Below are 12,893 nucleotides of genomic sequence, written 5' to 3'. Positions count from 1 at the left end.
TGAACGCTCCTTCGCAATGCCCTGGGCTACAGGGTCTTCATGAATTCGATCAGGGCCCGTTTGTCGACATCCGACAGCTGCGTGCCATACAGGTGACCGCCGTTGTGGTTGCCTTCCAGGCGGGTGTCATATTTGAAATCCGCCGACGCCTTCATCTGCGCGCCGCTGGTAATGAAGCCGACCTTCTCCTGGTCGTAGATGTCGGAGCCGGTGTAGAACACCTGCGGCCGCTGTTCCGGTGCTTGCAGCAAATCCCACAGGGTCGGCACCGAACCGTTGTGCAGGTATGGCGCGCGCAGCCAGATGCCGTCGGTGGGCGTGTTGCTGTAGCTCTGGGTCTTGCGGTAGGCGCCAAAGTCGAACGGCGGCTTCTTGAAGCCGTGGAACGCCGTCACCAGGCCGGTGGTGAAGGAATTCAGGCGATGAGGGTCGGTGCCCAACTGGTCGATGTTGGTGGTGACCTGGCCGGTGTCGCTGCGGCCAAAATCATGGCAACCGGCGCAGTTTTTCTCCCAGATCGGTTTGCCTTGGGCGACTTTCGCCTGGTCCAGGGCGAACGGCCAGGCCGGTGCCTTGTGGCCCAGCAGCCAGTTGGTCACGCGATTGAAACTCGGTGGCAGCACCGATTCCGGCGTCGCGCCCACGGCCATGGCCGCTGCGTAGTTGCGTTCGTGGATCTGGTTGTTATTGCCGTCCCAATGCAGGTACATGGACTCGCGGGGTTTCTGGTTCCAGACCTGCGGCAGGTCCACGGTGCCGATGGTGGAGTCATCCGGGAAGCCGAACACCACCATTTTGGTCGGGTTGAAAGTGTCGGTCCGCCCTGGCCCCTGGTCCGGACGCAGTTTCTGCCAGGCGTACGCTTGCTTCTGCTTGAGCAGCGCGGTCTTGGCCATCGGGATGATCAGGTAACGGTTGTACAGCTTTTCGAAAAAGCCCAGCTGGAACTTGCTGTTGATCGCCGCCATCACCGCATCGGGGGTGAATTTCGGGTCGCTGGCACAATCGTAGGCGAACCACTGGAAGGCTTGCAGTTGCAGGGTATTGGCCGGTGCAGTGGCGACCGGAACCGCTACGTCACTGGTGTTGGCCCGATAGGAACCGGTGTGGCACAGGGCGCAGTTGGGCTCCACGGTGGGGTAGCCGAGTTGCCGCTTGGCCATGCCGATGGGCAGGTCGTTGCCGTTTTCATAGAGGAACCCGAACACCTCATAGCCGCCCGGTTTGGGCAGTTTTTCCGGGCACATTTGCGGCAGCACGGCGAACAGGTAGTAGGGAATCCGCGCCTCGATGCCCAGGCCGATGGCGGCGTATTTGTAATGGTCTTCATCGGAGGCGAAGTCCGGTTGCGGCACTTCGCGGATCATCTGGTACCAGGTCTGGTAACCGATGAAACCCAGCAGCAATACCACCACCAACGTGCCGACCTTGAAACCGTGGCGCTGCCAACGCAGCGCCCAGCCGGCGCGCCACTCCCGCCAACCGGCGCAGAGCAAGGCCAGCGGACGATTGGCCACTGGGCAGCCCAGGTACAACAGCACGCCCAGGATCAGGAACATGCTCAGGTCGCCCATCAACATCGGCACGAACAGCTGGCCCTGGTTGTTGGTGTTGATCAGGTAGATCCAGAACACCACCGCCACCAGCCGCGACAGCACGCACAACCATGAGTGCACGACGAAACGCGGCGCGTTAAACCCCGAGGGCATGTAGAACAGGCTGATCCCCACCAGCAACATGCCGGTATTTTCCAGCCAGGGATCGGACAACACGGGCGGCAGGCCGAGCATGGACGTCAGCAACGCCGGCGCGAACAGCGCCGGTATCGCGAAGACCATGTTCATGACAATCCCGACCCAGATGATGCGTTGGAACCAGCGGATGTAAGTGTTCATGGCATCCTTTTCCTTATTCTTGACTCACCACACAGCCTTTGCGGCCAGAGCTTGCTCCCGCTGGGCTCCTGTAGGAGCTGTCGAGCGAAGCGAGGCTGCGATCTTTCCAAAGACACTCGAATCTCAAGCGAAAGATCAAAAGATCGCAGCCTTCGGCAGCTCCTACAGAGCCGAGCGGGAGCAGTGATTAGCCAAGCGCCGTCTTCTCCAGGTGCTCAAGGATGATCGGATACACATCCACCACCGCATCCTTGCCGAACATGCAGTCGATGTGGCCGTACCCCGGTATTTCGTGGCGGCTGAACAACTGCGGGCCGTGCATCTCGCACAATCGTTCGTAGGTCTTGAGGGTGCTTTGCGGCAGGTAGCACTGGTTGTCGGCGCCGCTGATGAAGCAGATCGGCAACTTCAGCCGATCGAAATGCGGCATGTAGACGTCGTTGCCCTTGAAGTCCACCAGGTGCCCTTTGCGCACGATCAGCGCCAGGTGCTCGAAGGTCTGGATGTTCGATTCGCCGAACAACTCATGCAGGTTGTCGTGCAGGGTTTCGTTGAGGGTGTCGTGGCGGTACAGCGAGGCATACATAAACGTGATGCGATGGCAGACCGGGTTGGTGCAATAGCCCTGGGCCTCGATCCGGGCATAGCCATTGAGGGCCTTGTCGTAGAGTTTGTTGAACCAGCTTTCCTTGGTATCGGCGTAGGCCGTGAGGGACTTGATGCCGATGGCATCGAGCATCCCCGGCAAGTGCAGACCGGCTTTCAGACCAGTGGCGGTGGCGACCACCGTGTCGGCGGCGATCTGCGAGCAGACCACCGAGCGCACGCCCTGCAAGCCTGCCAGCATCGACATGAAGAACGTCGTCGCACCGTAGCAATGCACCACGCACTGCACGTCCCGGGCCAGGGTCGCTTGCTGGATCTGCTCGATGGCGGCCTTGAAGTCGTACTGGGCCACTTGGTCGCCGTTCCATTCGTTTTTGCTGGCCGGCAGCAGGATGCTCACCCGCAGGTCCAGCAGCCAGACGTCGTATTCGTGCTTGCAGAGGTATTCCAGCAGGTTGGTGTGGATGGTGTCGGTGGAGAAAATATTCGAGCCCACGCCCAGGCCATGGACCAACATCACCGGGCCTTTGGTGCCGGCCTGGTACCGCGTCAGGCGCAGCTCGACGTTGTCTTCGGTCTGGAAGAAATGCACCACCGGTGGCGGCGCATCCAGCGGCCGTTTCAACCGGGGTGGCGCGTCCGGATTGAAGTAGACGTCGCCCGCGAAGACACCGCCGTAGCTCTCCCACAAGATGCCGGCAAAGAACTTGCCGAACCGCGCCAGCGCCTCCACGCGCTCACGTTCATTGCGCGCGTTAAGCACATTCATGGTGGTCATTTGCTTGGCGAAGTCGGCCGGCAGAATGTGCATCACCCCGGAGCCGATCACCGCGCCGGTCTTGTCCGGCCCGTGATAGAGCGTGACATAGAGCGTGCTGGTGTCGTGCCAGATGTTCAGCACGCCGTTGTCCTCGGGCACGGTCTTGAAGGCGCTGAAATAATAGTCGCTGCCGTCTTCGGCGGTCAGCTTCATGTCGTAGTTCATGTGCCGCACACCAACTTGTTCCTGGTACTGCTCGAACAGGTTGAACACCCCATTGCTGGCGACCAGCGGCTGCGGCGAGAGCGACGGTGCGTCGAGGGTGCCCACCAGGGTCGCGGCGTGCTCCGGTTCCTTGATCAGCCGGTTGAGGTCGGCGGCGGTGATGGTCAGGGTGAATTCGATGGGCGAGTTGTCGGCCTTGCCACGCTTGGCCGCCGCTTCGTACAGGCTCAGATCGGTGCCTTGGGGCTGGATAAAGGCGGTGGAAAAGTAGCCCTTCATGGTTTCGGTGAACTGCACGCCGAGGGTGGGTGCCGCCACCGGTTTGCGCGGGGCCGAGGGCAGCGTGTAGTCGATGACCCAGCCTCGATCAGCCGCCAGCAGGCCCATGTTGCGCTCGCTCACCGCCGAGATGGTCAGCAGCGGGTTGACCGCCAGTGACGTGGGAATCACCGCACCGTCGGTCACGTACAGGCCCGGATAGACATCGGTGCCGCTGGTGCCACTGAACACCTGGCCCTTGTGGTTGACCACGCCTTGGGTCGCATCTTCGCCCATCACGCAACCGCCCAAGGGATGGACCGAGACGATGCTGTGCTTGAGCAGCTTGGTCCAGATCGGGTTCTCGACCCAGATCCCGCCCAGGGCCTTGGTGCTCTGGTGCAGCCGTTCATTGCCGAGGGTGACGTTCTCCTGTTCGCCGACGCCGGGCCAGTCGATGCGCAACTGATCCTTGTTGTCGAGCAGCATGCGGCCCTTGGCGTTGTCATGGCTCATGATCAGGTAGGTCTGCATGTTATGCAGCGCGCCGTAGTAGGGGCCGCGCAAAAAGCTCTCGGCCTCCCGTCCCTTGTACTTGAGGCTGGCGCCGAAACCGGTGTCGGTGGGCACGCCGATCATTTCGGCAAACGCCGCCATGCTCGGCACCATGGCCCGGCCGAGGGCGCCGGGAATCGAACCTTCTTCGATGACCATGCGGCTGCGCCAGTCGCCCTCGGTGCGCATGTCGATGATCGAGGTGATGCACGGCCCCACCGGCTCCAGTTCCTTGGCCGAATGGGCGCCGAAGCCGATGCCGTTGATGGTCTGGTCGCAGTTGTGGCCGAAGCCCAGGATGTCGCCGTTGCCGCTCATGTGTTCGCCCAACTGGCTGGACATCGACAGGCCCTTGTCCCGCGAGCGCAACATGATTTCAGTGGAGCCCAGGGTACCGGCGGACACCACCACGATGTCGGCGCGAACGAACAGGGTCGGCGCCGAGAACATCTCCCGACCGCTGTCCAGGTATTGGAAGTGCACGATCCAGCCATCGCCGTCGCGCTCCAGGTGCCGCACCTCGGCCTGGCAGAAAATTTCCGCGCCGTGGTTCCAGGCATCGGGCAGATAGTTCATCAGCGTGGTGTTCTTGGCCTTGTTGTTACAGCCCGAGACGCAATCGCCACAGCCATTGCACGGCAGCTGTTCGACGCCGACGTGATTAAGATTGTTGGGCAGTTTGTCGAAGGTCACGTTGATCGGCGGCTTGTAGAAATGCGCGCTTTGCTTGAGGTAGTCGGCGGACTTCTTGTGGGCATCAAGCTTGGGCAGGTTCGGCCCCGACGCCGGATACGAATTGGGCTTGAGCATCTCCCGGGCCCGGGTGTAGCCGTCCTTGAGCAGCGTGTCGCGGTGTTCCCGTACCGCCTGGGGCCAGCGCGGGTCCTCGAACACGCCCGGCTCCGGCTCCAGCGAAACGTTGGCATTGATCAGCGACGTGCCGCCCAGGCCACAACCGACCACCACGTTTTGCTGGGCGTTGACGTGCAGGTCGAACAGCCCGGTGCGCGAACCGATGTGGCCATCCGGGTCGTGAACTTGCAGTTCCTCGGTGGCCGCGAGCAGGGTATTGGGGTATTCGCCGGGCTGGATTTCCCGGCCTCGCTCCAGCAGGCACACCTTGCGTCCGGCCCTGGACAGGCGCGAGGCAGCAATACCGCCACCGTAGCCGGAACCGATGACAATCACGTCGTAGTGTTCCTGGATGTCACTGATGGGGGTCGAGATCCGTGTCATGTTCAAGTCCTCTCAGGCAGAAGGGGCAACTCTGCGGTTGCCTGCAAATCGACAGGCGCACGAACGCCTGGCCGCTATCCCGCAAGGGGCGAACGGCAGTGAGCGGTTACGAAGCAAACTCAGGTACTGATCAGGGCGCTATAGCCGCGCACGCTGATTGACGGCACGTCGACGGGGGCGCTTGGGCAGCGCGGTGGGACGCTTCGGCACGCACGTTACAGGGAAAAAAAAATAGGTGCGGGGGGGCTGGCTATCCATCATGCGTTCTCCCTGAACCTGACATGGATAAAGTGACGATGTCCTTGTGCCATGGAGTGAAGACAGCCCACAGACCCTCGTCAAGGCAGTGACTTAGAACTGTATGAAATTTGATCTATCGCGATTTGCACTATGCAGGCCGTGGCTTGCAGCGTTCGGCGAACAAGTTATCCACACGACCACCCACAGCTAATGGGGACAAGTGCGGGTATGCCCGGCATTTTTCCACCGGCAAAGTGAATAAAAACCGTGACTTATGAACAATGATGGTTTTACCGGCCTATCGGTTGTTTTTTGATCAAAGGCCTGTAAGCCTTGCCTGGCAAGGGGTGTGGCGGTGAGCGAACACCTTATCCACAGAAGCACCAACAGTGTTTGGGGGTAATTTTGACGATTCTGTGGAAAACCCATTGAACGGCTTGTAAATCGAGGTTTTCCAGGCGTTTTCCCGACAAAAAGGACTGATTGATCATTTTATAATCAACTGACTGAACGCCACGTCCCGTATGGCCTGCAGCGTAGAGCGAACATCTTATCCACAGAAGCGCCAACAGAGATTGGGGGCAAGTTTCAGCTTGAACGGATAACTACTCACAGGCAAAAGCCAATAAAAACCGTGGGTTAGGCTGGCTATTTTTTGATCGCAGGCCTGCAGGGCCTGGTTTTCATAGGTTGCAGCGAGGGGCGAACAGGTTATCCACAGAGGCGCGCACAGGGATTGTGGGTAACCCACCATGCCTATCTTCTGTAGGAGCTAGCCCTGTGGGAGCAAAGCTTGCTCGCGGTGAAAACGCCTCGGTCTCTTAAGTCCAAGCCGCCTGGATCGCGAGCAAGCGTTGCTCCCACAAGGGGGTTAGGGGTATTTGAGGTCAGCGAACCACGCCTTCCTCCACCAACAGCTTGAGAATCGCCTCGGCCCCTGCCTCCGGGCTCACGTCCTTGAGCACTTGCCCGCCTCCACCGCTGGCCTTGGCCGTGGCGGCTTTCATGCGGTCGGCGCCGCTCTTGGCCTTGATCACTTTCAAGCGTTTGGGGCGTGGCTTGGCCGGTTGCAGGGTTGCCACCGCCAGCAAGGTGTCGTCGATCACCTCGACTTCCTCGCCATGCAATGCCCCCCGCCGGGCCGGGCCGAAGGCGCTTTGCCGGGGTTTTGGCGCGGCGTTATCCACAGTGGCCAGGAACGGCAGGCGCACTTTGAGACGGCGACGTTGACCGCGAGGCAAGGCTTGCAACACCAGGGCCACGCCGCCGTCGATGGATTCGACCTGGGCCAGCCCCACCACCAGCGGCCAACCGAGATTCTCGGCCAACAGGAACGGCAACATGCCCGAGCCTTCACCGGTTTCCGCCTGGCTGCCGGTGAGCACCACTTGGGCACCGGCGTCACGCAGGTAATCGGTCAGGGCCGGCAGGGCGTCGGCACCCACGGGGTTTTCCAGCACATGCAGTTCGTCCAGGCCCATGCCCAGGTAGGCGCGCAGGGCCGGTTCGGCCACGTCGCCGGCGTGCAGCACTTGCAGGTCGCTGCCGGCCAGCTGCAGGCCCAGTTCAACGGCCCGGGCGTCCTGTTCGGCGCGCCGGGGCCGACCGGAAGTGGGGTGGGCGCCGATGGACACGAGGCTGATCACTTGGGTACTCATCAACTTATCCTTCTTAAGCCGCATCGCGCTTGGCTTCGTTGCGGTAAGCCTCTACCGCCGCGATCAAGGCCTGGAGAATCGCCGCGCTGTCACCGATCACCGACAGGTCTGCCCGTTTGATCATGTCGCAACCTGGGTCGAGGTTGATCGCCACCACCTTGTCGCAGGCGCCGATGCCCTGCAGGTGCTGGATCGCCCCGGAAATCCCCACGGCCACGTAGACCCGCGCCGTGACCCAGGTGCCAGACGCACCGACCTGGCGATCGCGGGCCATGAAACCGTCGTCCACCGCCACCCGCGAAGCGCCTTCGGTGGCACCCAGGGCCGCAGCGGTCTGGTGGAAAAGATCCCAGTCCTTGACCCCGTTGCCGCCGGAGAAAATGAATTCGGCCTCGGCCATCGGGATCGCGCCCGGGTCCACTGCCACCGCACCGAGGTCTTCAATGCGCGACAAGCTACGGGCCACGCTTGTGGATAACTCCACCGGCAAGGCTTCGTGACGGGTCTCACTGACCGGTTCGGCGCATTCGGCCGCCGCCAGGATCAAGCGCGCCAATGGCCGGGCCAAGTCTTGCAGGCCGGCACCGGCGCGGCCGATGCACTCTTCGCCCTTGACCTGCCAGACCCGCGTAGCCGGGCGTTCGCCCAGGGCTGCGGCAAAACGCCGACCCAGTTCACCGCCACCGGTGCGGCTGTCGGGCAGCAGCCAATGGCGTGGGTTGAATTGGTTATCCACAGCCCGCAGGCCTTGCACTCGTTGCTCCGGTGCATAACCGCTGAATGCCTCACCTTCCAATACCAACAAGCGGTCGACACCGGCCGTGGCGAAGGCGTTTTCCTTATGCTCGCCGAAGACCACCGCCAACACCGCACCTTCGCTGCCGGCAAGCTGATGGGCCAGGCCCAGCAGATCGCGGTCGTGGCTGCTGAGGCGGCCACCGACCATGTCCGGCACCACACTGATGAAGAACGCCGGTTGCGGCACCTGATGCAGCGGCAGTTGCACTTCAGCGGCAGCGGTACGCTTGGTTGCGCCGCCCTGCTGGGCGCCGCTGCGGTCGATACGCTTGATGCCGTTGGGGCCGATGAAACCGATACCATGGACATTCTTGCGGATGATGCCGTTGGGCCCCATCCAGCTGTGCTGCACCGGTTGCATCGCCGCGTGCAGCGGGTGCAGGCGGTTGCGGGCGATCCACTCGGCACGAGGGTCGCGGCGGATGATTGTGCTCATGAATGCACCTGCGCGAGTTCACGTTTGGACGGGGCCACTGGCTTGCTTGGCGCCGCGTCTTCCAGCAGCGCGTCGGCCACCAGTTCGGCAATGTCCTTGATCATCGGCCGCGGTTCGACCACGCCTTCCAGCATCGCGGTGCACTGTGGACAACCCACGGCCACCAGTTCGGCGCCGGTTTCGCGGATGTCTTCCATGCGCATGTCAGGGATTCGCTGCTTGCCGGGGATGTCCGTGATTGGCGCACCGCCGCCACCGCCGCAGCAACGCGAACGGAAACCGGAACGCTGCATCTCCTTGACCTCGATGCCCAGCGCGCGCAGCACCTGGCGCGGCGCCTCGTATTCGCCGTTGTAGCGGCCCAGGTAGCACGGGTCGTGATAAGTCACGCTGTCGCCCTTGTGCTGGCCGAGGTTCAGCGCCCCGGCGTCGATGATTTCCGCCATATAGGTGCTGTGGTGCTGCACCAGGTAGTTGCCATCGAAGGCGCCGTATTCGTTTTTCAGCACGTGGAAGCTGTGGGGGTCGCAGGTGACGATGCGGTTGAAGTTGTATTTGGCCAGGGTCTGGATGTTGCGCTTGGCCAATAGCTGGAACGTCGCCTCATCACCCAGGCGCCGGGCCACGTCGCCACTGTCGCGTTCTTCGAGACCGAGCACGGCAAAGTCGATTTTCGCCGCCTTGAGCACTTTGACGAAGGCGCGCAAGGTGCGCTGGTTGCGCATGTCGAAGGCACCGTCGCCGACCCAAAACAGCACGTCGGTGGATTTCTTCTCGCTGAGCAGATTGAGGTTCAGGTCCGCCGCCCAGTTCATCCGTCCGCCCGGAGCGAAGCCGCCAGGGTTGTCGGTGGCGATGAGGTTTTCCAGCACTTCGGCGCCCTTGTTCGGCGTGGCGCCTTTTTCCAGGGTCAGGTGCCGACGCATGTCGACGATGGCGTCGACGTGCTCGATCATCATCGGGCATTCCTCGACGCACGCCCGGCAGGTGGTGCAGGACCACAGCGTCTCGGCATCCACCAGACCGTTGACGATCGGCTGATGTAGGTTGCCGCTGTGCTCGCCCACAGGTTTGCCTGGGTAGGGGCTACCGGCGAATTTCGCATCGGTGCCGCCGGCCAGGCCGACGACCATGTCCTGGATGAGTTTTTTCGGGTTCAGCGGCTGACCGGCAGCGAACGCCGGGCAGGCAGCCTCACACTTGCCGCACTGCACGCAGGCATCGAAGCCCAGCAGTTGGTTCCAGGTGAAGTCCTTGGGTTTTTCCACACCCAGCGGCGCGCTCGGGTCATTCAGGTCCAGCGGCTTCAGGCCGGTGGAGCGACCGCCACCAAAGCGCTCGGCTCGGCGGTGCCAGGCCAGGTGCAGGGCACCGGCGAAGGCGTGTTTCATCGGCCCGCCCCAGGTCATGCCGAAAAATAGTTCCGACACACCCCACAGCACGCCGACACCGAGGATCGCCGCCACCAGCCAACCGCCGAAGTTTTCCGGGAGGATACCCGCCACCGGCAGGGTCACCAGGAAGAACGACGCCGAGAAGGCCAGCAGGCTTTTCGGCAGGCGCATCCACGGGCCCTTGGACAAACGGGCCGGCGGATTGCGCCGGCGCAGGTAGACGAAGATCGCACCGACGAACATCACGGCCGACATCAACAGCAACGCATAGCCGAGGAAGCGATTATGCAGGCCAAACCCGTGGACCAGGATCGCCAGCACCACCGACGCCACCGCACCACCGGCCGTGGCGACGTGGGTATTGGCAATGTATTTGTCCCGCGCCACCACATGGTGCAAATCCACCATGTAGCGCTTGGGCATGGCGAAGAGACCGCCGATCAGGTCGACCTTGGCCGGTCGTCCGCGGCGCCACATGTTCACCCGCCGCAAGGCGCCAAGGACCGCGAGGCCCAAGGCAGCGAACAGCAGGATTGGAAGAAGGGTGTTCAACATGGTGAAGCTCCCAAAGACCTCAGGGTCATGTGCGCGCCAGTGAGAGCGACGCACCTACTTGTGGCGAGGGAGCTTGCTCCCGCTGGAGCGCGAAGCGCTCCCAAAACAGCCCCAGGTGTAAACCTGACGCTCCTCGACTGATAATTTGGGGCCGCTTCGCAGCCCAGCGGGAGCAAGCTCCCTCGCCACAGGTGATGGTGTTAAGCCGTTAGAAATCCTTGCACAACCGCAGGGCGTCGTAGATGGCCGCGTGGGTATTACGCTGGGCCACGCAGTCGCCGATGCGGAACAGCAGGTAGCCGTCGCCACTCTGCGCAAGGCACGGCTGGGGCTTGATCGCGAACAGGGCTTCAACGTCGATCTGGCCCTTGTTGCGCGAACCTTCCTTGAGCGCGTAGTAGATTTCCTCGTCCGGCCGCACGCCGTTTTCCACCACCACCTGGTCCACCACGCGTTCTTCCTTGGCACCGGTGTATTCGTTCTCCAGCACCGCCACCAGCTTGTCGCCTTCGCGGTAGACCTTCTCCAGCATCATGTCCCCGGTCATGATCACTTCCTTGGGGTACATGCTGCGGTAGTAGGTAGGGAACGACGTCCCGCCAATCGCCACGCCCGGCTTGATGTCGTCGGTGACGATCTCGACCTGGCTGCCTTTGTCGGCGAGGAAGTCGGCCACCGACATACCGGTGAATTCGCAAATGGTGTCGTAGACCAGCACGTTCTTGCCCGGCGCAACCTTGCCGTCGAGCACGTCCCAGCTGCTGACCACCAGCCCTTCGGCAGCGCCCCAGTGTTCGTTCTGCTCCAGGAACGGATGGCCGCCGACGGCCAGCACCACCACATCCGGACGCAGGTCCATGATGGTCGCCGCGTCAGCCGCCACGCCCAGGCGCAGGTCGACTTTCAACCGTGCCAGTTCCAGTTGGAACCAGCGGGTGATGCCGGCGATCTGGTCCCGTTGCGGGGCTTTCGAGGCGGTGGTGATCTGCCCGCCGATGAATTCCTTCTTCTCGAACAAGGTCACATCGTGGCCACGTTCGGCGGCCACGCGCGCCGCTTCCATCCCCGCTGGGCCGGCACCGACCACAACGACTTTGCGCTTGGGCCCGGTGGACTTCTCGATGATGTGCGGCACGCCCATGTATTCACGGGACGTCGCGGCGTTCTGGATGCACAGCACGTCCAGGCCTTGGTACTGGCGGTCGATGCAGTAGTTGGCGCCGACGCACTGCTTGATCTGGTCGATCTGGCCCATCTTGATCTTGGCGATCAGGTGCGGGTCGGCGATGTGGGCGCGGGTCATGCCGACCATGTCGACGTAACCGCCCTCCAGGATCCGCGTGGCCTGGTTCGGGTCCTTGATGTTCTGCGCGTGCAGAACCGGAACCTTGACCACTTCCTTGATACCGGCGGCCAGGTGCAGGAACGGCTCCGGTGGATAACTCATGTTCGGGATGACGTTGGCCAGGGTGTTGTGGGTGTCGCAACCCGAGCCCACCACGCCGATGAAATCCAGCATGCCGGTGTCGTCGTAATACTTGGCGATCTGCTTCATGTCCTCATGGGACAAGCCGTCCGGGTGGAATTCGTCACCGCAGATGCGCATGCCCACGCAGAAGTCGTCACCGACCTCGGCACGCACGGCTTTCAACACTTCCAGGCCGAACTTCATGCGGCCTTCGAAGGTGCCGCCCCATTCGTCGGTCCGCTTGTTGACCCGCGGGCTCCAGAACTGGTCGATCATGTGCTGGTGCACGGCGGACAGCTCGACGCCGTCCAGGCCACCGGCCTTGGCACGTCGTGCGGCCTGGGCGTAGTTGCCGATCACCCGCCAGATCTCTTCCGGCTCGATGGTCTTGCAGGTGGCGCGGTGCACCGGCTCACGCACACCGGACGGCGACATCAGGGTCGGCCAGTTGAAACCGTCCCAACGCGAGCGCCGGCCCATGTGGGTAATCTGGATCATGATCTTGGCGCCATGCTTGTGCATGGCGTCGGCCAGGTTCTGGAAGTGCGGGATGATGCGGTCGGTGGACAGGTTCACCGAACTCCACCACTCCTGCGGGCTGTCGATGGCGACCACCGACGAGCCACCGCAGATCGCCAGGCCGATGCCGCCCTTGGCCTTCTCTTCGTAATACTTCACGTACCGGTCGGTGGTCATGCCGCCGTCGGTGGCGTAGACCTCGGCGTGGGCGGTGCTGAGCACACGGTTGCGGATGGTCAGCTTGCCGATCTGGATCGGCTGGAACATTGCTTCAAAAGCCATGGCGCAAT

The 12,893-nt window shown here is 62.4% G+C and carries 6 protein-coding genes; all 6 read right to left on the bottom strand.

From position 1 onward, the window contains the following. Window positions 1–26: 26 nt before the first annotated feature. A complete protein-coding gene (locus tag AC09SL_RS20795; RefSeq protein WP_058543658.1) occupies window positions 27–1,895 on the bottom strand; it encodes a c-type cytochrome in 1,869 nt (622 codons plus the stop codon). Window positions 1,896–2,082: 187 nt separating this feature from the next. Further along, entirely contained in the window at window positions 2,083–5,535 is a 3,453-nt protein-coding gene (locus AC09SL_RS20790; protein WP_058543657.1) for a GMC oxidoreductase, read from the bottom strand. Window positions 5,536–6,662: 1,127 nt separating this feature from the next. Then, a complete protein-coding gene (etfB, locus tag AC09SL_RS20785; RefSeq protein ID WP_064106877.1) occupies window positions 6,663–7,433 on the bottom strand; it encodes an electron transfer flavoprotein subunit beta in 771 nt (256 codons plus the stop codon). Between the two features lie 13 nt (window positions 7,434–7,446). Beyond that, window positions 7,447–8,667 (bottom strand): electron transfer flavoprotein subunit alpha, encoded by a 1,221-nt coding sequence (gene etfA / locus AC09SL_RS20780; RefSeq protein ID WP_058545292.1) that lies wholly within the window; start codon window positions 8,665–8,667, stop codon window positions 7,447–7,449. Then, a complete protein-coding gene (dgcB, locus tag AC09SL_RS20775; protein WP_058545293.1) occupies window positions 8,664–10,616 on the bottom strand; it encodes a dimethylglycine demethylation protein DgcB in 1,953 nt (650 codons plus the stop codon). Before dgcB ends, etfA begins: the two co-directional genes overlap by 4 nt. Before the next feature lie 208 nt (window positions 10,617–10,824). After that, window positions 10,825–12,885, bottom strand: coding sequence for a dimethylglycine demethylation protein DgcA (gene dgcA / locus AC09SL_RS20770; RefSeq protein ID WP_058545294.1), 2,061 nt, complete (start codon window positions 12,883–12,885; stop codon window positions 10,825–10,827). Between the last annotated feature and the right edge of the window lie 8 nt (window positions 12,886–12,893).

The organism is Pseudomonas sp. PF05, from assembly GCF_056521845.1.
Note: the sequence above shows the minus strand (reverse complement) of the source record. Positions and strands in the feature narration are given on the sequence as shown.

Coding starts and splice junctions, on each gene's coding strand:
- etfB (WP_064106877.1), bottom strand. CDS start 7,433: ATGAGTACCCAAGTGATCAGCCTCGTGTCCATCGGCGCCCACCCCACT.
- dgcB (WP_058545293.1), bottom strand. CDS start 10,616: ATGTTGAACACCCTTCTTCCAATCCTGCTGTTCGCTGCCTTGGGCCTC.
- dgcA (WP_058545294.1), bottom strand. CDS start 12,885: ATGGCTTTTGAAGCAATGTTCCAGCCGATCCAGATCGGCAAGCTGACC.
- AC09SL_RS20790 (WP_058543657.1), bottom strand. CDS start 5,535: ATGACACGGATCTCGACCCCCATCAGTGACATCCAGGAACACTACGAC.
- AC09SL_RS20795 (WP_058543658.1), bottom strand. CDS start 1,895: ATGAACACTTACATCCGCTGGTTCCAACGCATCATCTGGGTCGGGATT.
- etfA (WP_058545292.1), bottom strand. CDS start 8,667: ATGAGCACAATCATCCGCCGCGACCCTCGTGCCGAGTGGATCGCCCGC.